The sequence below is a fragment of the Paenibacillus methanolicus genome (assembly GCF_008124765.1).
GTDB classification, from domain to species: domain Bacteria; phylum Bacillota; class Bacilli; order Paenibacillales; family Paenibacillaceae; genus Paenibacillus_Z; species Paenibacillus_Z methanolicus.
On the sequence record NZ_VNHS01000009.1, the window covers coordinates 174,690 to 200,291 of the forward strand.

General features: G+C 52.9%; 13 protein-coding genes, 1 pseudogene and 1 riboswitch. Of the genes and pseudogenes, 10 read left to right on the forward strand and 4 right to left on the reverse strand.

Annotation, left to right across the window (positions count from 1 at the left end; genetic code table 11):
- Positions 1–85: 85 nt before the first annotated feature.
- The 4 genes and pseudogenes from BCM02_RS23155 to BCM02_RS23170 form a co-directional block, all read left to right on the forward strand.
- On the forward strand, positions 86–6,076 hold the full coding sequence (locus BCM02_RS23155; protein WP_246183515.1) for an S-layer homology domain-containing protein: 5,991 nt from the start codon (positions 86–88) through the stop codon (positions 6,074–6,076).
- 132 nt (positions 6,077–6,208) lie between these two features.
- Complete coding sequence (locus BCM02_RS23160; RefSeq protein WP_246183536.1) at positions 6,209–7,087, forward strand: choline/ethanolamine kinase family protein; 879 nt, start codon at positions 6,209–6,211, stop codon at positions 7,085–7,087.
- A 26-nt stretch (positions 7,088–7,113) separates the two neighbouring features.
- Entirely contained in the window at positions 7,114–7,290 is a 177-nt protein-coding gene (sda, locus tag BCM02_RS23165; protein WP_148931506.1) for a sporulation histidine kinase inhibitor Sda, read from the forward strand.
- 207 nt (positions 7,291–7,497) lie between these two features.
- A pseudogene (locus BCM02_RS23170) lies at positions 7,498–9,318 on the forward strand (GH32 C-terminal domain-containing protein); the annotation flags it as partial.
- Between the two features lie 243 nt (positions 9,319–9,561).
- Here BCM02_RS23170 and BCM02_RS23175 read toward each other — a convergent pair.
- Complete coding sequence (locus BCM02_RS23175) at positions 9,562–11,019, reverse strand: copper amine oxidase N-terminal domain-containing protein (protein ID WP_148931507.1); 1,458 nt, start codon at positions 11,017–11,019, stop codon at positions 9,562–9,564.
- Between the two features lie 286 nt (positions 11,020–11,305).
- Positions 11,306–11,405: riboswitch (purine riboswitch) on the forward strand.
- A 69-nt stretch (positions 11,406–11,474) separates the two neighbouring features.
- Here BCM02_RS23175 and BCM02_RS23180 point away from each other — a divergent pair.
- From BCM02_RS23180 to BCM02_RS23200, 5 genes are all read left to right on the forward strand, one after another.
- Positions 11,475–12,773 (forward strand): NCS2 family permease, encoded by a 1,299-nt coding sequence (locus BCM02_RS23180; RefSeq protein ID WP_148931508.1) that lies wholly within the window; start codon positions 11,475–11,477, stop codon positions 12,771–12,773.
- A gap of 364 nt (positions 12,774–13,137) precedes the next feature.
- A complete protein-coding gene (locus tag BCM02_RS23185) occupies positions 13,138–13,542 on the forward strand; it encodes a RidA family protein (protein WP_148931509.1) in 405 nt (134 codons plus the stop codon).
- Positions 13,543–13,559: 17 nt separating this feature from the next.
- A complete protein-coding gene (locus tag BCM02_RS23190) occupies positions 13,560–15,059 on the forward strand; it encodes a monooxygenase (protein ID WP_148931510.1) in 1,500 nt (499 codons plus the stop codon).
- 95 nt (positions 15,060–15,154) lie between these two features.
- Positions 15,155–16,069: a DMT family transporter gene (locus BCM02_RS23195; RefSeq protein WP_148931511.1), complete on the forward strand. Its 915-nt coding sequence runs from the start codon at positions 15,155–15,157 to the stop codon at positions 16,067–16,069.
- 35 nt (positions 16,070–16,104) lie between these two features.
- Positions 16,105–16,590 (forward strand): MarR family transcriptional regulator, encoded by a 486-nt coding sequence (locus BCM02_RS23200; RefSeq protein ID WP_148931512.1) that lies wholly within the window; start codon positions 16,105–16,107, stop codon positions 16,588–16,590.
- A gap of 120 nt (positions 16,591–16,710) precedes the next feature.
- Here BCM02_RS23200 and BCM02_RS23205 read toward each other — a convergent pair whose 3' ends face one another.
- Genes BCM02_RS23205 through BCM02_RS23215 form a run of 3 tightly spaced genes read right to left on the reverse strand, consistent with a single transcriptional unit; the run spans position 16,711 to position 21,698 of the window.
- Entirely contained in the window at positions 16,711–17,958 is a 1,248-nt protein-coding gene (locus BCM02_RS23205) for an efflux RND transporter periplasmic adaptor subunit (protein ID WP_148931513.1), read from the reverse strand.
- A 27-nt stretch (positions 17,959–17,985) separates the two neighbouring features.
- Positions 17,986–21,090 (reverse strand): efflux RND transporter permease subunit, encoded by a 3,105-nt coding sequence (locus BCM02_RS23210; protein WP_148931514.1) that lies wholly within the window; start codon positions 21,088–21,090, stop codon positions 17,986–17,988.
- Positions 21,087–21,698, reverse strand: a complete 612-nt coding sequence (locus tag BCM02_RS23215; protein ID WP_148931515.1) for an RNA polymerase sigma factor — start codon at positions 21,696–21,698, stop codon at positions 21,087–21,089. The genes BCM02_RS23210 and BCM02_RS23215 overlap by 4 nt, the downstream gene beginning before the upstream one ends.
- Before the next feature lie 479 nt (positions 21,699–22,177).
- On the opposite strand from BCM02_RS23215, the gene BCM02_RS23220 reads away from it, so the two are divergent.
- Positions 22,178–25,435 (forward strand): carbohydrate-binding protein, encoded by a 3,258-nt coding sequence (locus BCM02_RS23220; protein ID WP_148931516.1) that lies wholly within the window; start codon positions 22,178–22,180, stop codon positions 25,433–25,435.
- Positions 25,436–25,602 lie beyond the last annotated feature (167 nt).

Consider the following 25,602-nt stretch of genomic DNA (forward strand, 5'->3'; position numbering starts at 1 on the left):
CAATACTAATGCCCCGGCATCCACATCTGTTATATCTTCGGTATATCCGAATACCGTCGAGAATCCCGGCTTCGAAAACGGCGATATGACGGGTTGGACGGTGATCGACGGGAGCGCATTCGGGCCTGACAGCGTATCGGATGAAACGATGTATTGGGCCGAAGGCATTCCCTATCAACACGAAGGCACCTACCACTTGAACGGGTGGAAATACGAAGAAGCGGCAACGGGAAGGGTACGATCGTCCACGTTCACGTTGAGCGGTTCCGGGTGGATTACGTTTATGCTCGGCGGAGGCAGACATACGGAGCGGGATTATGTTGAAATCCACAACGCGGATACGGGAGAAGTGTTGGCTCGTTACGGGAACACGGAGTGGAGCGCCGAGAATTTCCCAAACGTAGAGCTTGGATTGCGTTTAGCTAACTTGGTGAAGTACAAGGCGGATTTAAGCGCTTATGCGGGTCAAAATCTGTATATCGAACTCGTCGATAACGGAACTTCCGATTGGGGAGTATTGTTCGCGGATTCCTTCCATACCTACCATGAGACAAAACCAAGCGAGGGCGTTAGAGCCGATAATGTGTACGATCCAGACGTAAAGGAGATCGAAAACGCCGGATTTGAATCGGGTGATATGAGCGGGTGGACCTTAGTTGAAGGAGAAGCGTTCGGTCCCGATAGCGTATCGAATGAAACGACCTATTGGGATGAGAAGATCCCGTATAACCAGGAAGGTCAATATCATCTGAATGGTTGGAAATACCCGGAGGATAAGACGGGGAAACTGCGCTCGACCACGTTCAAACTGGGCGGAAGCGGGTGGATGACGTTCAAGCTGGGCGGCGGTAAGCATACGGATTTGGTACATATCGATGTCTATGATGCCACTACCGGCGAGTTAGTGGCGCGATACGGAAACACGGAATTCGCGGACGTTAACTTTCCGCATGTCGACCAAGGTCTGCGATTGGCTAATATGGTGCAGTATAAGGCCGATTTGCGGGCATATTTAGGCGAGAATCTCTATGTTGAAATTGTTGACGATGCAACGAGTGATTGGGGAGTCGTCTTCGCCGACGATATCCAGACCTATCTGACGGGCACGCCGACCGAAGGCATGCTGGCCGAGAATCTGCATCAGCCAGTTCGGTATGAGCTGCGCAATCCGGGCTTCGAATCAGGCCGTTTGTCGGGCTGGACGGTTGTTGCCGGCAATGCCTTTGGACCGGGCAGCGTCTCTGGCGATACGACCTGGTGGGACGAGAACATCCCATTCGACCAAGAAGGCAGCTATCATCTTGACGGCTGGATGTACGACGAGAAGAACACGGGCATCCTTCGCTCATCTACATTTACCTTGGGCGGATCGGGCTGGATGACCTTTAAGCTTGGCGGAGGTAAACGTACGGATCTTGTGCATGTGGACGTATACAATGCGGACACGGATGAGTTGATCGCCCGTTACGGAAACACGGAATTTAATGACGTCAATTTCCCAAATATCGACCAAGGGATGCGATTGGCCAACTTGGTCCAATACAAGGCGGACTTGTCCAAGCATCTTGACGAGAACCTCTACCTTGAAATCGTGGACAATGCCGATTCGGATTGGGGGATGATTTTTGCCGATGCCTTCTTCGCCTATCATGAAGCCGTTCCGACGGAGGGCGTATTGGCAACCAACTTATACACGTCAATCACGGATGCCATTGAGAATCCAAGCTTCGAATCCGGCGACTTAAGCGGTTGGACAGCGGAAGGCGATGCATTCCAAGGCGCGGTGACGAATCAAGCCAGTTTCGGCGACGATTCAACGCCATACGGTCAAGAAGGCACCTATCATGTCTCGGGCTACGTTCAAGCTAACGAACATACCGGCACGTTAACTTCCAATTCATTCCGATTGGGAGGAACCGGCTTCGTCCGTTTTCTCTTGGGAGGCGGAGCTAACGAAGACCAGCTCTACGTAGCTTTGGTACGTGCTTCGGATGGGGCCGTGCTGATGCGAGCGACCGGCAATCAGTCAGAAGCGTATACCCGGGTCAATTGGGACGCGACGCCTTATCTTGGCCAAGAGCTCTACATTCAAGTGGTGGATCAGGATCCGGCCGGTCATATCAATGTCGATGACTTTCAGGTGAAAGGGTCCGGTTTGGTCGGCTACTGGCCATTCAACGAGGGGCAAGGAACGACCGCCCATGACGAGGTTCGCAATAAGGATGACGCGGTTCATTACGTATTCAAAGATGCCAAGTATAAACCAAATAGCGAACCGCTATGGAGAGAAGGCATCGACGGTAAAGGGTTGCTCTTCGATGGCTACTCGACTTGGATAGCCAGGCCAGCGAACGAAATCGCCAAACCCGCGGATGAAATCACGATCGAAGCCTGGGTTTCCCCGAGGTCTTATGAGTGGGGCGACCAAGGGAAGTTGTCCGCGATTGTCAATCAATATGACAGCGATACCCGCACCGGTTACATCCTGGGCATGGGCCGTCATGGGAAATGGTCGTTCCAGGTCGGAATTAACGGCAAATGGGTGGGAGCATGGGCAGCGGATGACAAGCCGCTCCCCAAATCCGAGTGGTCCCACGTCGCGGCCACCTACAGTAAAACCGACGGGAAGTTGAAACTGTATTTGAATGGCGAACTAGCGGGCACGGCGACGGCGGAGAAGAAGCTGCCCATCACCCCGGCGAATACAGACTTCATGATCGGTAAAAACAACTCCGGCGCGCTGATTAACGGGGTCTTCACCGCCAATATGTTTAACGGCATGATCGATGAAGTGAAAGTGTTGAATCGGTCGCTCTCCCAAGCGGAAATTCAGAACGACTACCAGACCGTGACATCCGCGTATGAGGGAGGCATCCTCCCAACGCCTTCGATGGATTATGACCGCGGCGATTACGATGGAGACCGCTATCGGCCACAGTATCATCTGATCGCGCCCGGCCACTGGATGAACGAACCGCACGCGCCGCTCTACTTTGAGGGCAAGTACCACATCTTCTATCAGTTTAATCCGCAAGGTCCTTATTGGCATCAAATTCACTGGGGGCACGCGGTGAGCGAGGATATGGTGCACTGGCAGGACATGCCGGTTGCCCTTGCTCCGGATGGGGGTTCGGAAACGCCCGACGGCGTGTGGTCAGGCAGCGCGGTCGTCGACGATAATGGCAACCCGGCGTTGTTCTTTACGGCCGGGGATGACAAAGCGACGCCGAATCAGGCGACGGGACTTGCGAGAAGCACCTTTAAGGATGACGGCGACGTCAATTTGAAGAATTGGGTGTATAACGGAACTCCGGTAACCACCCAAGCGCCGAACTTACCGGCGGAGGAAGGCGAAGTGTGGTACGGCAACTTCCGTGACCCTTACGTATGGAAAGACGGCGATACCTGGTACCAATTGGTCGGCTCCGGAATTAAGGGCGTAGGCGGTACGGCATTGCTCTATACGTCGGATGATATGGTGAACTGGACCTACCAGCATCCGTTCTTCGTTGGCGATTATGAGAAATATCACCAAACCGGGCAAGTCTGGGAGCTTCCCGTACTGCTCCCGCTTGGTGAGGACAGCAAGGGAACGATGAAATACGCCTTCTTCATTAACCCGTGGTTCGACCACTACGACGCGGATAACGTGAAGTACGTCTTCCATTGGATCGGCACTTGGGATAAAACGAGCAACAAATTCGTCCCCGACCACGAGGACCCTCGTTTGTTCGATTTTGGCGAACACTTCACGGGACCGAGCGGCATGGTAGATGGCCAAGGTCGTTCGATCTTGTTCAGCATCGCGCAAGATCGTCGTTCCGAACAGCAGCATTATGATGCCGGTTGGGCGCATAATGGCGGGTTGCCGCTGGCGTTATCCCTGCGCGGCGACGATACGCTTGGCGTGGAGCCGATTCCCGAGCTGCAATCGCTCCGCGGCCAGAAGCTGGTCGATCTTGCTCAGACGACGGTTGGAGCGGCGAATGCCAAGCTGAAGCAAGTACAGGGCGATATGCTGGAGGTTGTACTGGAAGCCAAGATGAATTCGGCGACAACGTTCGGCCTGTCGCTGCGGAAGACCGCGGACGGCCGGGAGGAGACCAAGCTGATCTATGATGCGGAGAAACAGCTTCTGAATCTGGATCGATGGAAATCTTCCCTGGATCCGGATGTGCAGAAGGGTGTCCAAGGTGGCAAGATGGAGCTCGATGGGGATGTGCTCAAGCTGCATGTCTATCTGGATCGTTCGATGCTGGAGGCCTATGCCAACGGGAAGAATAGCATCACCTCCCGGATCAATCCGACGCGCGCCGATGCGCTCGGCCTTGAAGCGTGGAGCGAAGGCGGGTCAGCCTCCATTGAGAAATTGCAGGTGTGGGAAATGAACTCGGCTTATGGGGTCGCGGAGGAAGCCAGCTGGCCTGCCCCTCAAGCTCAAACCACCCCGGTTGGCGAGCTGCCGAATGCCGATTTTGAACAAGGCGATTTGTCCGGTTGGACGGTGGAAGGCCAATCCTTCGCGAATCAGAATGTCGTGAAGGCCAACGATTGGGGATGGGGCGGACCTTTCAGCCAGGCATGGGTTGCGAAAGACCCTGATCGTTATCATCTGTGGGGATTTACGCCCGAGCTCGGAGACCCTGCAACAGGATCCTTGAAATCTCAAACGTTCCAATTAGGAGGAGATGGCAAGATCAGCTTCCTGGTTGGCGGCGGCAAGGATATCGATAAGCTTTATGTTGCCCTTACTCGTGCTTCCGATCATCAAATTCTGATGAAAGAGACCGGAAACAACATCGAAGCTTACAGCCGAGTTACGTGGGATGCATCAGCCTACAAAGGCGAGCGCCTGTATATTCAGGTTGTCGATCAAGGAACAGGCGGATGGGGACATATCAATTTCGACAATCTGAGCGTTCCGGTCGCGATGAACGGAACGAGCAACCCAGGCAATAGGGGGACGGCGGTCGATCCGAAGCCGAATGTCGTGAACCTCCCGCAGGCCGATCGTGTTGGCAAAATCGCCGTTACGATCGCCAACGATGCGAAGCAGGTGCTTCTATCCGCTGATGCAGCCATCGACAACAAGCATGTTATCGAGTTGGCCAATGACAGTGTGACGATCCAAATTCCGGGCAGCGTCATGCTCAATCTGCAACGTCTCCTTCCGGAAGATCAACGGAAGGATGCGACGATTTCCCTTCAGATGGAGCCGGTGTCCCAAGCGGATCGCGTCGAACTGTTGAAGCAAGCGGAAGTCAAGTCGAATGCGGATCTGACGGTTGCCGGGGGTATGCTGGACTTCTCGCTTTCGATCAAGAATAAAGACGGCGTGGAGAAGAAGTTATCCCGGTTCGACGAGCGCATTACGATTGCGCTTCAAGTGTTGGATCATGCCAAGGAAGAACTGCTAGGCATCTATTATATGGCTGATGACGGTTCAATGGAGTATGTCGGCGGGAAGATAGAAAACGGAAAAATTGCTGCCAAACTAAATCATTTCAGCACCTACACGGTTCTCAGCTATGATAAATCCTTCACGGATGTGAGTCCTTCATACTGGGCGGCGGGAGCCATTAAGGAACTGGCTGCGAAACACATTATTGAAGGCATTAACCAAACGCAGTTTGCGCCTAGCAAGTCTGTGACTCGTGCTGAATTCACCGCATTGATCGTCCGTGCGCTTGATCTTCAAGCACAAGAAGGGACGACGACGTTCGCTGATGTGGCGTTAGCGAGCTGGTACGCCGATGAAGTTGCCGCAGCTAGCGAAGCCGGCATCGTGAGCGGGCTTTCCGAGACCCTATTTGCACCGGATGCGATCATCACTCGGGAAGAAATGGCCGTAATGCTCGTACGTGCTTATGAGCACCTGACAGGCACGAAGGCGGATGCTAGCCAAGCAGTAGGCTTTGCGGATGAAGGAACTGTCAGCAGTTGGGCGCTAGAGGCAGTAAGAAAGGCGCAAGCATGGGGTCTTATGAACGGACGCGGCAGCAATCTGTTCGCGCCCCAAGATGAGGTGACCCGCGCGGAAAGTGCACAGGTAATTGCGAACTTGATAGCCCAATAAGGGCGGTAATGTGTAAGGCGTCGGGGAAAATCGAACCTTTCAAAGCTTAGAAGCGGGAGGGCAAGCTGCAAGTGCAGCTTGCCTTCTAAGAAAGGTACGCATACAGAAGAGGCGAGGTGAGTTCGCTTGAAGATGAAAGTGGAAGACATGATTCGCGAGATCCCAGAGCTAGCGCGCGAATTGGTGGGTTATGAAGCTCTTGGCGGAGGCTTGTGCAACGAAACGTATAAGGTGCAAACCAAGCAGAAAGCCTATGTGCTTCGCATCAATAGCAGGCAAAATGAGTATTTAAATCTGACGCGCCGCTCGGAAATCGAAGTGATGAAGAAGGCCTATCGCGCGGGATTTGCTCCTCAAGTCATTGCCGATGATCGTCCCGAACACTATGTGGTCACCGAGTTTATCGAGGGTCGAATGCTAGAGAAAGCTGACCTGGCAGACGAGAACATCAAAACCATGATTATGGATCGGCTCAAAGTCATACATGGTATGGACGGTCAGGACCGAACTTGCACGCCTTACGACTTGATTCATGGTTATTTGAAGGGGGCGGATTCGTTCCAAGTCAAGCGCCCGGATGGCTTAAACCGACTATTGGACCGCGTAGACAAAATCGCGCATCAACGGAGCAACGACAAAGCCTATAACAACAAGTTCTGCCACAATGACTCCTTCCTTGTCAACATGATCTACACAGGTGACCAGCTGCAGATCATCGATTGGGAGCTGTCGGGAATAGGAGACGTGTTTTTCGAATTGACGCTCATTCCGTTCACCAACCAGTTCAGCGAAGCGGAAGAACGGGAATGGTTGAGGCTGTATTTCGGACACTTCGAAGAGGATGCATTCCGCATTTTTCAAGATATGAAATACGTATCGATGGTCCGCGAGGTGGCGTGGGGGTTGTTTTACAGCGGCCTTACGAAGGATAACGAACATCATGATTTCGACTACTACAAATTTGCCGAATACTGCATGGAACGAATCGATCAAGGGATTTATCAGTTATAGGATGTACCTTGTACAGGCAGGCGGTGATGAAATTGTTTAATTGGGCGGACATAACAGCACTGGCGCAAGCGGAGACAGACGTTCTTGTCGAAGCCTATCAAACGGCGATCACGCTGGGGCTCAGTAAGGATTTCATCCGCCTGCTGGAAGAGGAACTGTTACGAAGAGGCTTCATAAGCGGCAAGGATCGCAGGAAAGGATAAAACCCTCGGATTGCCAGGATTAAGGAAAAGCGTGCGGAGAAGCCACCCAGGGCTATAGTTGACAGGCTTAAGTCTTAGGATGGACCTCAAAACCCACTGAAGCTTTGTCCGTAAGGACAAAAGCGTGCCGAGCTCAGGCCCGATCGCATACCGCGAACAAGTGCGTCAGCACGAAAAAGGGAGTCGAGATGAAGCTTTGTCCGCGAAGACAAAAGCACCCTGCTGTACTACAAGAACAGTACGGATGAATACGGCGTGGACCGGACGAAGACGGTTGCGGGTACGAACAAGGGCATCCAAAAGGGCACCGTCGATATCGGAACGGAGAATGTGAAGCTGCGCATCTATCTGGACAAATCCATGGTAGAGTCCTATTTGAACGGCTTGAAGTCCATCACGACGCGCACGTATTCGACTCGTGAGGATGCCAAAGGGCTGCAGCTATGGGCGGATGCGAATACGAGCTCTATTGTCGTCAAGTCGTTGAAGGTCTGGAAGATGAATTCCGCGTATGTGCAGACTCCGGCAAGCGGCGTAACCCTGTCACCCGCAAACCTGCAGGTTACGGTAGGGGGTAATAAATCATTAACGGCAACGGTAGCTCCTTCGAACGCGACGAACAAAAACGTGATCTGGACGTCGAGTAATCCAAGCGTCGCAACGGTCGTGAACGGTGTCGTGACCGGTAAGGGGGCAGGTACGACCACCATTACGGCCACAACGCGCGATGGCGCGAAGACGGCTGCAAGCGCGATCACCGTTGTCGCTCCGGCGTCTTCCGGCAACATAACGAACGGCGGATTTGAAGCGGGCAATCTGAGCGGATGGATCGTTGAAAGCGGCGCGGCCTTTACAGATGCGGCCGTGTCGAATCAATCGGTCTTCTGGGACACGCAGCCATTCAACCAGAAAGGCGCGTACCATCTGTGGGGTCATCAGAACGGAGATGCGGCAACAGGCGTTCTGAAGTCGCAAAACTTCACGCTAGGCGGCAATGGGCAAATCAGCTTCCTGGTCGGCGGCGGTTCCGATATTGATAAGTTATATGTAGCGTTTATAAGAGCTGCCGATGGCAAAGAGTTGTTCCGATCGACAGGTCCCGGAACCTACTGGAACTGGCAAACCAGCAAAGGCGAAACGGAAAGCTACACCAGAAGATATTGGGATGCGACCGCCTATATCGGGACTTCCATGTACATTAAAGTGGTAGACGATCGTACGGATGCGTGGGGGCATATCAACCTCGATGACTTCCTCGTTCCCGTTCAAGGCGGCACGGCGGATACGCAAGCGCCGACCGCGCCGGCTAATTTGCAAGCGCCGTCTAAGACATCGAACTCCGTCACGCTGAGTTGGGGGGCATCCAGCGATAATGTTGGCGTTACCGGATATGTCATCTTCCGGAACGGGACCCAAGTGGGTACCAGCACAACAACCGGTTACACGGATACGGGATTAACGGCAAACACCGCCTATGCGTACACGGTCAAAGCATCCGATGCAGCCGGGAATCTATCCGCCGCAAGCAGCAGCTTACCGGTAACGACTAATGCTTCTTCGACCACCGGGATTACGAACCATGATTTCGAGAGCGGCAATCTGACAGGGTGGACCGTCGTAAGCGGTAACGAATTTAGTGCCGCGGATGTCGCGACAGATGTGTATTGGGGTTGGGGAGGACCGTTTAATCAGAGTGGTTCCTATCACTTGTGGGGGTTCAAAGATGGCGGGGATGCGCAGGTAGGCGTTCTTAAGTCCGAAACGTTCACGCTTGGCGGCAATGGCGCGATCGATTTCCTGATTGGCGGCGGAAACGATAGCAACAATCTATACGTTGCCTTAGTCCGCGCTTCCGATGGAGCGGAATTGATGAAGGCGACGGGCAATAACAACGAAGCGTACAGCCGGATCACGTGGAATGCTGCCTCTTATGTGGGAACGTCGTGCTATATCAAAATTGTCGATCATGCAACGGGAGGTTTCGGCCATATTAATGTGGATGATGTGAACGTCCCCGCGATGGAGTAGCTGTAAGGCTATAATTTCCTTAAATCCGGAAGCACCGGTCAAAGAAGAGTCGTTGGGAGTATCCAGCGACTCTTATTGTTTATCATGGATTCCATGTTGTAATCCCCTAAAGGTTAATTCCCCCAAACTCTAGGGAGACCGCATCAACTAGCGCTGTCGCCTCCAGCACTGCCTCGATCCTCTCTAGAACTGATTTTAAGTACAAAAAATCAGTCTCTGACGACGTCAAAGACTGATGCTGTGCTAGGAAATGAAGAAAATGAGATTGGTTGGGATGTCCAGCTTCCCGTTGGTTACGGTGACCTTATTGTCTAATTCGATGCTGGAGTAACCTCCGAAGAATTGCTCGTACCTAACGGTATAGACGCCGTCAGGCACGTAACAATTGAATTGGCCGTTCTCGACCCATGCTGAAAATTCCTGCCCTTTCCCATAGAAACCGATATATCCGCCTGATAGCGGACCGTCTTCGTTGGTGCTTGCCGTACCGTGGATATTAATCTGCGGCTTTGTCCACTGCATATCGGACTGCAACTTCTCGCCGTTCACAAGCACGGTGCGGTCTACCTTGAAATGCTGCCGGATCGATGAATCATAGTAGGAAGACCACAGGTATTCGCCATCAGGTAGATAGAACGCATAGTGCCCGTTTGGTGCGCCCTCTACATGGCAGTGGGCCGGCTCACGGGTAGAACAATAACTTAGATTCCCGTATACGCCAGGCGTCTCTTCCGAAATTTGACCGATGATATTAGGCGTATGGGCCACGATATCAAGCGAGCTTACGACTCCGTCTTCGTCAATCGTGAACGGATGGAAGATATCCAGATCTGTCAGTGATCCGTCTGCGCTGGACAACTCATCGAAGGTGAAGGTGCCTTGCTCCATGAAATCGAGATAGCCGACGCCGCCATGGATCTTAACGTCAACCCGGCCATGCGATGTATTGAAGGCAGCCGTTGCTTTGGCGATTGGCAGGCCGGCTTCATCGCGCAACGTGATTTTTAAGCCTGATTGGGAAGGAGAAAGCTTATGGAACGCCGTCTGTCCAGCATTCAGCGTGAATGCATGTTGCTGTTCGACTTTCTGGATGTTTACGCTGTTCCCTTCACGATAGCCAGAGAACCGATATGTATTCGGAGCTGCAGTGATCCGATAGAACCCGTTACGTATTGGCGCTAAATAGGGAGTTCCTGATTCCACATCGAGGAGTTCAACCGATCCTTGTTGAATGACTTCTCCTTCAACGTTGCGGACTATGCCATAGACAACGGCCTGGTTCCCTGGTGTGCGCAGCAAAACACGATTCGCGGATGGCTGATAGACTACCTCGTAACCGAACGCGTTGGCAACCAATCGCAGTGGAACGTAAGTGCTGTTTTTCACCACGATCGGCGGGGTTAGGATCGAAATCGTTTCGCCGTTAATGCTCACGCTGTTTTGACCAGGCGTCAGCATAACGTTCGTTTCCCCGCGTTGTATGAGAATCATTTTGCCTGATAAAGTGACTTTCGCCGCAAGGTGCTCCATAGCAGAGCGTAGCGGAAGATAGACGGAACCCTGATGAATAATCGGACTGACGGGAATCTTTCCCCCGTCAATATCGAGTGTTAGCGGCTGCGAGGCATTCGCGCGCGCCGCAGGCACTAGCAAGATCGTTAATGCGAGTAGTACACCAATTCTTTTAAGCCAGCTGGACATCTGTCTATGAACCTCACTTGTCTATATAATGCTTGCGATTACTATTATCATCAATAGATACATTTTATTCAATGGCCTTATAAATGTTATAGATTCTTCTAAATAAAGAACCGAATGTGCCCAACTTAAGGAGGAGTTACGCGACGAAATCAACTTGGCAATCCGATCTGCATAGTTGATCCTGGTTCAAAGAACGAACGATTAATGAATTTAATTCAAATAAGGTTCGGAAAAAACGAAGATAACGGATGAAAACAATTTGACTCTCCCGAATGATTCGCGTATTCTGGGAAAGTCGGTTTTCGCCAGTATATCCCCATTAAGACGGTTTGGGGGTCTCTACCAGGAGCCAATTAATCCTGACTACGGGTATGGAATGCACGGGAAACGTGTATCCCATATCTATAGTCGGGATTTTTTATTTTCAATCGGTTGAATGGAGGATGACGTAAGAGATGGAACGATGGTTCAAACTGAAGGAGCGGGGCACGACTCCGGGGGTGGAGGTGCTGGCCGGCATCACGACCTTTTTCACGATGGTCTATATCGTGATCGTCAATCCCGGGATTCTGAGCCAGGCTGGAATGGATTTCCATGGCGTATTCATCGCCACCGTACTTGCCAGTATCGTGGCGACGCTGATTATGGGACTCGGGGCAAATTATCCGATCGTCATTGCGCCGGGCATGGGATTAAACGCGTACTTTGCCTTCACCGTGGTCGCCGGTGGAGGCGTGCCGTGGCAGGCGGCGCTCGGCGCGGTGTTCATCGCGGGCGTCCTGTTCATCCTGCTGTCGCTCACGTCCTTCCGTTACATGCTGCTGGACGCGATCCCGCCAAGCCTGAAGCACGCCATCACGGCGGGTATCGGACTGTTCATCACGTTCATCGGGCTGCAGAACGCCAAGATTATCGTCGACTCGCCGTCGACGCTGCTGACGCTGGGCAAGCTGACCGAGCCGATGACGATGCTGACGATCATCGGGCTTGCGGTATCGCTGATCCTGATGTCCTACCGGGTGAAGGGTTACCTGTTCATCGGCATGCTCGTCACGGCGGTGATCGCCTGGTTCACGGGTCTTCTCGAGCTTCCGGACACGCTTGTTGCATGGCCGTCCGGCCTGTCCGCGACCGCGATGCAGATGGACGTGAGCGGCGTATTTACACACGGTCTGTATGCGGTTATTTTTACGTTCCTGCTGATCACGCTCTTCGACACGACCGGAACGATGCTCGGCGTGGCGGAGCAGGCGGGACTGCTCAAGGGCGGCAAATTCCCGCGCTCGCGCGGCGCGCTGCTGGCGGATGCCGTCGGCACGACGGCGGGTGCGGTGCTCGGCACTAGTCCGACGTCGGCGTACATCGAGTCGAGCGCAGGCGTTGCGATAGGCGGAAGAACGGGCCTGACCGCCGTCACCGTGAGCGTGCTGCTCGGGCTGACGCTGTTCTTCTCGCCGCTCGTCTCCGTACTGGCCGCCATTCCGGCGATTACGGCGCCGTCGCTCATTATCGTAGGCTTCCTGATGATCAGCGTGGTGCAGAAAATCGAGTGGAACGACTTCGAGGTCGTCTTTCCCGCGTTCCTGATCATCGTCCTGATGCCGCTGACGTACAGCATCGCAACCGGCATCGGCGTCGGCTTCATCGCGTATCCGGTGCTGAAGGCGGTACGCGGCAAGTGGCGCGACGTCCACCCGATCTTCTACCTGTTCGCCGTGCTGTTCTTTATCCAACTTGTGTTTTTCAGTCATTAACAAGATAGTCCGCTGCGCCGGGGCCGATGCCCCGGCGTTTTTGCTTGCCGTTCGGTGACGGCATTCACAATTCCTCGGTGCTGAATGAAAATCGGAGAGAACAAGTACAAAGATATCGTATCAACAAATGAACCAAAAGAACGATCCTTCGTGATATGGAAACATTGGGCTTATCCAATCTTCCCATCTATTCGATCCATCTGTATTGAGTATCCTCACACCTAAAATTGTTTCGTTAAAAACAATGTGGTTTGTATTGCGAATTTAGATATCTACTGTTATTATGTAATTGTTTCGTGCGAAACATAATTAATTTCCGATTATTTTGTTTTGTGGAAAACAAATTTGAACAGGAGGATGACCTATGGAGAAATTAAACCCCGATACCCTTACGCATACGGTGACGAGTCTGATTTCACAAATCGTCGTTGTTCCCGCTTCGCCGTTAGCCTTTATCTCCGGACAAGTCGCGTTAAACGAAAAAGGAGAGCTCATCGGAGAAGGGGACTACGGCCGGCAGGCCAAGCAAGTGTTTACGAACCTCCAACTCGCGTTGGACGCTATCGCGACCGGTCCGGAGAATATGGTTCAAATGAAAATTCATGTCGTGAACCATACTCCCGACTTGGTTGATTCGATCTTTAAAGCCGGCTTTGAAGTATTCGGCGACCGCTGGCCGCTTACGGCAAGCACCTTTATAGGCGTTCAGGCGCTTGCCTTTCAAGAATGGCTAATTGAAGTAGATGCGATCGTATGCATTTCTAAGTAAGAGAGGAGTCATGCAAAGTGAATTATGATGTGATTGTAGTCGGTGGAGGTCCAGTCGGGATGATGGTGGCCGGGGAATTAGCTCTGGCAGATGTTAAGGTTTGTGTATTGGAGAAGCTAGAAGCCACTACCCCCTATTCGAGAGCGCTTAGCATCCATCCTCGTACATTAGAGATGATGGACCTGCGAGGATTGAAATCGGAATTGCTCCAAATCGGAATGCCGCTCCCTACAGGCCATTTTGCAGGCTTGGCAACTCGGTTGGACTTTGCCGTCATTGACTCGTCCTCGAATTACTCCTTGTTTATCGCCCAGTCGGAAACGGAAAAGGTACTGGAACAGCGAGCTTGGGCACTTGGGGCCGATATTCGCCGCGGAATAGAAGTCCTGTCCGTGACGCAGAGCGCTGATTGCGTGGAGGTGACGGCTTCCGGAGCTGGCAGGCAAATGACATTAACGGCAGCCTATGTGGTTGGCGCCGACGGAGCGGGCAGTATGGTGCGAAAGCAGGCTAACATCCCTTTTAACGGGACGGATGCAACCATGACCGCGGTTCAAGGCGATGTCGTCTTCAAAAATCCACCGGCAACGAGCGTCGTTTCCAGCTTTAACGAGCAAGGAATGATTATGATTGTCCCGGTCTCGAAGGGGCTGCACCGCGTCGTCTTTATCGATCCGGAAACAAAAACAATCCCGAAGGACCAGCCCGTCACCTTGGAAGAGCTGCGCTCGGGAATGATCCGTATGCTCGGGGAGGATTACGGAATATCGGAACCCTATTGGATGACTCGTTTTGGCAATGCAACCCGTCAAGCCGAGCGTTACAGAGAAGGTAGACTTTTGCTCGCGGGGGATGCTGCCCATATTCATTTCCCGGCCGGTGGACAAGGAATGAACGTGGGCTTGCATGAAGCCATGAATCTGGGATGGAAACTTGCCGCCGAAGTGAAAGGGTGGGCTCCCGAGGGGTTGCTGGATAGTTACCATGCGGAACGCTTCCCCGTCAATACGGCATTGCTTCAGAATACAAGCGTACAAACACTGCTGTTTGGCACCGATTTTTCACCTGCAACGATCCACCTGCGACAAATGATCTCCGAATTATTGCAAAGCCCAGACGCTAATTATCGTTTAGCGAGTCAGATTGCGGCTGTGGATGTTCATTACGATGTTCGAGAGGATGTATCGTCACATCAACTAAATGGCCGCCGGCTTGCAGAAATTAGATTGCATTCGGAGAACGGCGATGTCTTCAGCAGCTATGAGCTATTCCGCGAGGGTAACTATGTCTTATTGAATCTGTCTTCGGACGAAAGCGTAGAAGAGATCGTTCGGAAGCAGCAGCGCGGGCGCATTAAAAACGTAAATGCGGCATTGGCTGAACCGGCCAAAGGTTGGGACGATGTACATACGGCGCTGGTTCGTCCGGACGGTTATATTGCATGGGCTATCGCTGGAACCGAGATTGATTTGTATAACCGAATTGAACAAGGAATCGAGCAAATCGGCAAAACGTAATCATTCTTTTAGTTGAATTGTTTCTTGCGAAATAAAATTATGTCCGGAAGCATGCTGTCCTAAGCTTTCCGGACTTTTTACTTGGGGGAGTACCGATGAAGAAACTTCCGGTTGTATATCTTACGCTTACGTTATCCGCCGTTTTTTGGGGAGCCAACTTTAACGCGGGTAAGATCGCGGTAGAAGTGATGAGCCCGACTCAAGTGGCGGCTTGGCGCTTTATTTTGGCAGGTGCGGTCATTCTTATTCTATACGGGGTAAAGGAGCGTCCCACCTGGTCGTCGATTAAGCCTTATGCGATCATTTATCTGCTAATGGGCATCGTCGGGATCTTCTTCATGAATATTTTCTTGTTTAAAGGGTTAGAGGCTACAAGTCCGATCAATACGTCATTCATAACAGCTACCCATCCGCTGCTTACGATTTGCCTGTCTGTCTTCTTCTTGAAGGAGAAGATTTATATTCGCCAGCTAGCGGGAATCGTGATTTCTTTGCTAGGCGTGTTATTAGTTCTTACAAATGGTTCCCTCATCGAACTTGGGGGGATTTCCAAAGGAGACGCATACGTTTTACTTGCCACTGGCCTCTGGTCCTTGTATGGAATCCTGGGCAAAAAATATGTTGGCAACAGCTCGCCTCTGGCAACAACCGCCATAACCATGACGGTAGGTTCATTGTTCTTTCTGCCTTACGCTTCACTTGCGACAGGGGGAGCGACCTCGGCAAAGGTCATGGAAGCATGGATAGCCGTGATCTTTATGGCTTTATTCTGTTCTGTACTGGCTTATTTGTGGTGGAATCAGGGAATAGCTCGGATCGGCGCCAATCAAACATCCTTATTCTTTAATATCGTTCCGATCTCAACGATGACCATATCCGCCTTATCAGGCGACAGCATAGGTATGGTTCAGTTAGTGGGTGCCCTTGTGACGATTAGCGGCATTATTTGGTCGACGCAGACACCAAACGTAAGCCGAAACGAATGTTTCCCGCGAAACAATCATGTATAATGGGAAGGAGAGGCTTTCGAAGAGGAGACGAACAGATGCAGCCAACGGATCTTTCTAAACAGTGGATATTCAAAAACTTTATTCATCTTGTCAGCCAACAGGAGACGAGGGAAAGTAAGTTTGCAGTTCGAATGCGCGAAGAGATGCTGAAATTCGAAAAGGAATTTGGCGAAAAGAGCAATCTGACGTTGTCGGATATTCATCTCATCGCGTGTATTGGAGATTTTTCCCCGATTAATGTGACCTCCATATCCGAGAAAACAGGATTGACTAAAGGCTCCATCACCAGGATCAGCAAAAAGCTACTGAAGCTTGAGTTGATAAAAAGACAGCAGATTAATGATAATAAAAAGGAAGTCTATTATAGCTTGACTCCAAAAGGCCAAAAAGTTCATCTCATTCATAATCGGCTCCATCATGAGATTGAAGAGAGGTTCATGAAGTTCCTAGATAAGTACACGGTGGAGCAGCTCGTTTTTGCGAGGAATTTAATGCAGGATTTGGCGGAATGGGAATATTAAAAACTACTGTTCCCGATTATTCCGCTTCTGCGAGGTTAGAAAAATAAGTGGATGGCATATTTAACGAATACGATGAGAAAGTGCAGCCCTTTCCTGCGTGGCTGCACTTTCTCCATAATTTTATTCCGATTCGGTCGGAGAGGAGGCAGGGGACGAGAGTTCCTCCACTAGTTGAAGATCGAGCTGTTGGCCGTCTTCCAACGTCTGCTGTCCCGACACGACAACGCGATCGCCCTGTTCCAGTCCGCTAAGTACTTCTTGATAGGTTTCTTTCACCCGACCGAGAGATATCGGTTGTTTCCGAACGGTATTCCCCACGAGACGATAAACAAAGGCCGACTCCCCCTCCCGCATGATGCTGAGAAAAGGAACCGCCGCCACCTTTTCTTCCTCTTCGGTGGTGAGCTGAACGTGAACCCGGGCCCCCGCTCTCAAGGAACCGTCGGGATTGGCGGCTTCAAGCTCGAGCGGATACAGTTTGGTTACCGGATCCGGGAGCTGTCCCAGATAAACCACCTGTGCTTTTTTGAGCTCGCCCGGTTGTTCGAAGGTATAGTACAACATGGCCGGCTTGCTCCCGACAAGCTGCAGCGCATGCTCGGCCAAATGGGCCTTTAACTTGATTCGATCCAGCTTCTGAAGCGTGCCGATCGGGCTCCCGGGATTGAGCTCCATCCCTTCTTGCAGGGTCAGATCGGACATAATGCCGTCAGATGGCGCCTTGACGATATAGGGTTCCAACGCGAGCTCCATGGACTGCAGCGTGAGCCGGGCCGAGTCGACTTGCGCCTGTGCTTCCGAAACCGGGTTTGCGGCCTCGAACGCGTCCAACTGCATCTTGGCGGCCTGCAGGTTTCTCCGCGTCTCCTCTGCCGGGAGCGTGTCCGCTTCCCGCATCTGCTGCTTAAGTTGATTCTCTAATTGCTTCACGGCGTCGACGGCCTTCTGCCGACTCAGCTTGGCTTCCGCCTTGGAGCTTGCAAGCGACTCTTTCGCGCGCTCCAAGGCAAGCGCCGCTCTCTCCCGCTCGAGCAGCGCGCCGCGTGCATCGAATTCGACGAGCACATCGCCTTTCTTGACCTGTTCGCCGTTCCGCGCGCGGACGGCGGTAACCTTCCCGCCGCTCTTGGCGATAACGTCCAGTTTCACCGCGGCGCTGACTTCCGCGATTTGTTCGCGCGGATCGCCCATGCTGCGAGCGGCAACCGTCGCGACCTGTACGGTCACTTGCGCGGCGGCTTCCGAATCCCCGTTGCCGGCAGTCATAGACGGATCCGAGCAGCCCGAGGCGATTGCCGCGGCAGCCAGCAGCACGACGGCGACTCTCCGCGTCTGATGTCCTGCAGCCCGCTGAATAAATTCACGCATCGTCCAAACCTCCCCATTTTATGGCATTTATCCTTGTTCCGTTTGATTGAGCGACGCTCGGCGCGCATCCCGATTGAACGCGCGGGAGAACCGTTCTTTGACGGCTTCGATCCATTCATAGACGACCGGCACCACGACCAGCGTCAGGAAAGTGGAGGTCAACAGCCCGCCTATGACGACCACGGCCAATCCCTTGGAAATGAGCGTGCCGTGCGAGAACCCGAGCGCGAGCGGAATCATCGCCGCGATCGTCGCTCCAGCGGTCATCAGGATCGGGCGCAAGCGGACTCTTCCGGACTCAAGCAGAGCTTCTCTTGCCGACAAGCCTTCTTTGCGGAGCTGCTCGGTACGTTCGAGCATGACGATCGCGTTGGTCACGACGATCCCGATCAGCATCATGAAGCCGATGAGCGACGTGATATTAATCGATTCGTTCGCGATCCATAAGCCTAACAAGCCGCCGATGACGGCAAGCGGCAGCGCGAATAGAATCGCGAAAGGCGTACCCGCGTTGCCGAAAGCGAGCACCATAATGAGATAGACGATTGCGGTCGCGGCCCCCATAGCCACGAACAGCTTGGAGAAGCTCGCGGCGATATCTTCCGAAGCGCCCTTCACGTCGGTACTGATGCCGGTTGGCAGTTTGACGGCACGCAGCGCTTCGGATACCTTGGCGCTTACGCCGGCCTTATCCGGCGAATCGATGACGGCCGTTATTTTGACCATAAGCTTCTGATCTTCCCGGTTCAGCTCGAGCGGAGCCTTAACTTTGGCCAGCGTCGCCACTTCGCCAAGTTTGACGATGCCGCCTGTCGCGGATTGCAGCGGGAGCTGCGCAAGCATCTCGATGGATGCTTTATCGGCCGGGTTGAGCTCGAGCTTGGTCTTATACACGATATTGTCGAAACGGACGTCGCCCAGGGGTTGGACCGCGATCCATTCGCCGACGGCTTGCCGGATGCCGGCCGGGCTGAGGCCGAACAATCGGGCATTGGATGGGTTGACGGCAATCTGCAGCTCGGATCTGGCCTCGCCGAGACTGGTTTTGACCTCGAGCAGCTCCGTGAATGACTTCAGCTGCCGCTCGATCAGGGCAGAGGCTTCTGCAAGCTGCAGCTGGTCCTCGCCATACAGCACGTAAGAGAAATCGGTCGTGACATACCCTGTTCCGCCCGCGAGGGAACCGGGGAGTACTTTGGAGCCTTCGGGCAATTGGGCGGCTATTATTTGCTCATATTCCGCCTTGATAGCCCGCGGGTCGGCCGATTCTTGTACTTCCGTCAGAATTTCCAACGCGTAGGGCACATTCTCGGTGCCCCAATCGTACCCGACGAGCGCTTCGACGAATGTGAACAGCGCCTCCCCGTTGTCGCCTTTCTTCTCCTTGAGGAGCGTCTCAACGCGCTGGGCGAGCAGGTTCGTGCTATCGAACGGCGTCTCGGTGGGCAGCTTGACGGTGAAATTCATCTGGCGGTCCGTGTTGCTCTCCGGTAATTCGGCGACGGCCAGATTGGGGATCGTAACCGCGAGGGTCACGACGAACATCAAGAGCGCGGTTAACATCGTCTTGACGCGATGCTTCAGACACCAGCGCAGCAGGCGGTCATAGGCTAGAGCCGTTCTGCCCGGCGCGTGCTCCTCGGTCGCAGGATGGCCTGAAGCGCCCCGCAGGACCATTAATTTGGCCATCATCGGAATGACGGTAAGCGCGACGAGCAGCGAGGCCATTAACGCGCAGGCGACCGTTATCGCGAATGGACGGAAAAAGTCGCCGACAAATCCGTCTACGAAAGCGATCGGCAGGAACACGCCGGCCGTGACAAAGGTCGAGGAGCTGATGGCCATGGCCACTTGACGGGTGGCCAGCAGGATGACGGATTCATTCCGCTCCTGAGCTCGCTGCAAATGGGTATATACGCTCTCGATCACGACGATGCTGTCGTCCACGATCCGGCCGACCGCAATGAACATCCCGCCGAGCGACATGACGTTAAGGGTGAGGTTCATGCCGTGCATCATCATGAGGGTTATGAGGATGGACAGCGGAATGGATACCAGGACGATGAGCGTCATTCGGAAATTACGCAGAAACACCAGGATCATGAGCGAGGCCAGCGCAATCCCGATCAATCCTTCGCGAAGAAGACCGCTGATCGATTCCGTAACTTCATCTGCGGCGTCATACACTTTTTTGAAATGAATGTCCGGATGCGTGCCGGCCCATTGTTCGAGCAGCGCATTGGTTTCGCTCGAGAATTGAACCGCGTTGGCCGCTTTTGTTTTGTAGAGATGAACGCCAATCGCCGGCTTCCCGTCGATTCTGGCGACGAATTCGGAAGCGTGGATCATTTTAATTTTGGCGATGTCGCGAAGCAGCAGCGTCTGACCGCCGGGCGCGGTTATCTCCAGATTATGTAGGTTAAAGGTGCTGTCCAGGTTACCGGTCACGCGTGCGGTTTGCGTATGGCCGTCCAGCTTCACGCTTCCGACGGATCCCCCATGGAGCGCGCCTTGTATCGTATCCGCTACGAGAGGAAGGGACATGCCGTAGGCGGTTACCGCGCCGGCATCGACCTGGATATCGAGCGAGGAGGACCGGCTCCCTATGGCGTCCAAATGGTCAATGCCGTCGATGGCTTCAAATCCCGGTTTGAGCTCCTCTTCAAAAATCCGGTCGAGCTCGAGCTGCGACATGCCTTCATCGGCGTACACGGCAAGATAATAAGCCGGTATGGAAGCAAAACCGAGGGAAGCCACTTTGGGTCTGCTTGCGGATGCCGGAAGCTCGACCTCCTGAACCAAGCTCTCCAGCTCTTGCTTTGTCTTATCCACATCGATGCCGTTCCGGAATTGAAGCGATATGGAAGACAGACCGTCGTTGGACGTGGAAGATATCAGTTCCAAGTCCGGTATATTCGCGATTTTCGTCTCAATCGGCGCCGTGACCAGCGTCATGACGTCCTGCGGCGATGCGGGATAAGCCGTTGTAATGAATAGATAAGGAAAGGATACATCCGGCATGTTTTCGACTTTGAGAGAGCTTCCGGCATACAGGCCGCCGCCGCACAAGATCGCGATCATGATCAGAATGGCGGCGATTTTGTTCATCGAAAAACGAATGAGCGCATTCACACGGTCAGCCTCCCCCGGATAATGGTCTGCGGGCATTCCCGGATGATGGCTTTGCTCCAATATTCCACTTCGGGCCGAATCGCCTTTCGGATTTCAACCGATCGTTTGCCGCGTATAAGCTCACGGGTACGGAACAATACCGCCTTGACCGTCGGAATGGTGGTTTTCATTTCTAAAGCAATCTCGCTCATCGAATAGCCGAAATAACTCGCCAGCAGCCATATGCTAAGATGGCGTTCCGGCAGTCGTTCCGCCAGCCACTCCAGCACGGCCGTCACCTCGCAATAATGCGTATCTACGTAACTGATCGGCGGCCGGGGGGCGATTAGCATGGCGGCATGCTGCTTTTTTTGACGGCGGAACTGATCGATCCACAAATTGCGCGCGATGCAAAAAAGCAAATTTTTCACATCCTTGATAAGCGGCTGGCGCAGCGAATAACGATAGAACTTGCAAAGCGTATCCTGCAGGAGGTCTTCGCCATCCCACGCGGACCGGGTAAGGAAGCAGCAGTAGCCGTGCAGTTCGTTCAGATAGGGAGTTACCAGCGCTTCATAGACGTGGTGTGAAACTTCCTCGCTCGGGACCTGTTGCGGTAAAGCGGTCATAGTACAATCTATACCTCCTAAAATTATTAATGGCAGAAAAGGAGCGATAAGACGGTCTGGTGGGAAGTTATTACAGTTTCTTTTTTATCCTACAGCAAATGGTCGCCGCAATAATCGGGCTCGGGTCGTGTCGTGCTCTCAGACTTGGGACGGAACCGCAGCGGCCGCTAGAGACAAATGAAGCTCTCTCGATCCCCGTCTGACTCATATCCCGATTCAAATGTGATTCCTGATGATGGATTTAAATGATATATCAACCATTGGTCGATAACATGCTTAGTAACGTCGGATCGCACCCGAAGTCGCGAAATATCTACTCGTTGTCCGGGGTGTTGTCGATGAGTTTGTTGGATTAAGCAATAAAATGACATAACAATTTAAATAATATAGTATATTGACATAATCACCGTATAACATTACATTGAAAATGTAAGCGCTTAAGGCGAAAATGATAAAATATCAACAATGGAGGTTATCTGATGTCCGTTATGAAGAAGAAGCTGCTCAGACTGGTCGCCGTGCCGCTGATCGCGGCGCTGTCGCTCACTGCGACGCCGGCGTTTGGCGCTTCAACCGCTCACGCCTTTACTTCATCCGATGCCGATACGGCGATCAAGGCGTTCAATGCGAAGTTCTGGGATCCGGGCGCCAAGATGTTCTGGAAAGACTCGAAACACGGCAATCATCAGGATTTCTGGGTGGAAGCCGAGCTGTGGGAACTTGTGATGGATGCCTACCTGCACACCTCCGACCCGGCGTTAAAAGCACAGCTTCGCGCGCAGATCGACGATCTCTATGAGGGCACCGTCGCCAAATACGGCCAGGATTGGACCAATAATCCGTTCAACGACGACATCATGTGGTGGGCCATGGGCTCAGCCCGAGCCTATCAAATCACCGGCGATACCAAGTATTTGGAACAAGCCAAATATCATTTTGACTTTGTCTACGATACGCAGTGGGACGATAGCTTTGCGAGCGGCGGGATTTGGTGGCTGAATAATGATCGTTCGACCAAGAATGCCTGCATCAATTTCCCGGCAGCGCAAGCGGCTGTCAATCTCTATACGATCACGGGCGATCAACGCTACCTCGATGCGGCGACCCGGATTTTTAAGTGGGGCAAAACGATGCTGTCCGATGGCAACGGCAAAATTTTCGACCGGATCGAAGTCGAGAATGGGCCTATTCCGGACGCTACGCATTACAATCAGGCCACATTCATCGGGGCAGCCGTCGGGTTGTATCAGGCAACGGGCAATACGGTTTATCTCGATGATGCGGTTGAAGCGGCTCAATTTACGATGACGCGTCTGGTCGACGCGAACGGACTGTTGAATTACGAGGGGCCGAATGGCGATCTGAAGGGCGGCAAGACCATATTGATGCGCAACCTGGGCTATCTCCAGGAAGCATTGGCTTCGCAAACGGACAGCAAATATGCGTCATTCCGCAGCGCCTTTAACGACTGGGCCGCGTTCAACACGGAGATGGCTTGGAGCCATAAGAACGGGGAGTCCATCGTCGACGGCAATTGGGCGGGGCAGCTGCTTGACGGCACGTACGAATCGTGGTCATCGGCAAGCGCCGTCGAAGCGTTAACGGCGATTACGCCGCAGGAAGCGCCGCTTCATTACGCAGCCAAGGATCCTTTCAACAAAATGGAAGCCGAACGTTATAACATCGGCACGGGTTTTGTTTTAGAAGGGGCTTTGGAAGGTTCGCTTCAGTTAGGCGGCATTCAGCCGGGTCATTTTGCAGCTTACAAGAATGTGAACTTCGGCTCTAATGGCGCGATCGGCTTTATTGCCCGCGCGGCTAGCGGTACCGGCGGAGGGAATATCGAGATTAGGCTGGACGCCTTGGACGGTCCGAAAGTCGGGACGCTCCGCGTAGAAGGGACCGGCGGCTGGAACAACTATATCGACGCGGTAACGCTGCTGAAGGATGATCAAGGCAACCAGAGCTCCATCACGGGCACCCATGATGTCTATCTTGTTTTTACGAGAGCGAATGACGACTATCTCTTCAACTTGAATTGGTTCAAATTTACGACGACGGACCCGACGGCAACGGATGCCTACGCGAACTTGAAAGCAGGGAATTTCAATACCGGCGAAGGGCTGAGTAAGAACGCAGCCGGCGGTTATTTGGAGGCCATTCATAACGGCGCTTATGCTTCATACGAGGGAATCGATTTCGGAACAGGCGCTGCCGGGGTGTCGGTTCGCGTAGCCAGCGGTAATCAAGGCGGTCAAATCGAGGTCAAGCTGGATAGCCTCCAGGGACCGACTGCTGGCGTCATCGATGTTCCGGCGCTTGGAAGCTGGAATAATTGGGTCGATATTATGGCGACGATCGACGATCAACTGGCTGTCGGCGTACATGACGTCTATCTGATTTTCCATGGGAAGGACGGCTCCGATTTCCCGTATAATGTGGACCGGTTCACCTTCTCCACCGTCAAAGGGAATCGACAGGATGCCGCGGGCAAGCTGGAAGGCGAGAATTATACCAGCGCCGTCGGCGTAGGCCGCGAGAATGGCGGAGGTCAAACCTACCTTGCCGGTATTTATGGTCCGAATAAACCGTACGCCATGTACAATTATATTGATTTTGGAACCAACAGCCCAACCCAATTACATCTTCAAGCGGCCAGCGATACGAGCGGGGGAGAGGTTGAAGTCAGAATCGACGGCATGAACGGGCCGGTTATCGCAACCGCTGCGATTACCAATACGGGCGGGTGGCAGAACTTCCAGCTGTTCTCGGCGGATGTTACGACACCGGTGACCGGTAAACATATCGTATTCCTGTTGTTCAAAGGGAACGACTGGCTGTACAATTTCGATAAGTTTACCTTCGGCGATGCGTCCGTATTGAGTGCCCCGACGCCTCCGCGCGAGCCGGTTAATGACGGGATCCCGCCTAGCGAAGTGGAGAATGTCCAGGTAAAACGCGATGACGAAGGGATCTCGCTGAATTGGGATGGACCTTACGATATGGATGGCGACAAGGTGCAAATCTCGTTGTACAAGAAAGGTCGGCAGGTGGGGAGCGCCGTAGAAGTGAAGCGAGGGGTGCAAACGGCTCGAATGGATGGCGCGGCTGCCGCTCAAAGCGATACCATCGTCATTCGAACCGTGGACAGATGGGGCGCTGCTTCGAATGGGATCCGGATAGAAGCTGCGAACCTGCCATCGTTCGCATTCACGGTAGACGGCAACGAAACGAAGGTTCAGAATGGAAGCGCGTATCAAGATGTTCAACCCTTCACGTTTCGGGTTGCCGCCAATGGTCATGTGATTAAAATCGCGACGATCTCGATTAACGGGGAAGTTTACGAGCTTGATCCACAAGCCGCCGACCAAGCACTCGAGCTCGATTTCGCCGGCCAATTAGGCAGCAAACAAGCAACCATCATCGTAGAAGATATTCGGGGCAATCGCATCCAACAATCGTTGCAATTTGAAATCACGACGAGCGTTGATTCCATGCGGCAGCTGATTACGCGGTTTGCGAAATCCGGCGAACTAGCCGGCCCGATTATAAAGAAGCTTAATAACGCGTTAGATCAGGTTCAGCATCAGCTGGATAAACATCATCCGGATCAAGCCGTTAAGCATATGCAAGATTTCGTGAAGCATCTGAATAAAGCGAACAAGGAAGTCAAAGAAGCGGCTAAACAAATATTATTTGCGGATGCGAATGCGGTAATTGAGGATTTGAACCCATAAATCGATAGATTGTGGCTAACGTAAGCAGCACTTCAAGGCAAGGGGGTTCCCGTGCCTTGAAGTGCTTTATTTTTTCGCGCGACAGGATATAGGTACGTTGGTTTAATATACAGTTGAAATGTATAGTTCGACTGTATATAATGAGAATAGAAAGTTCAACTGTATAG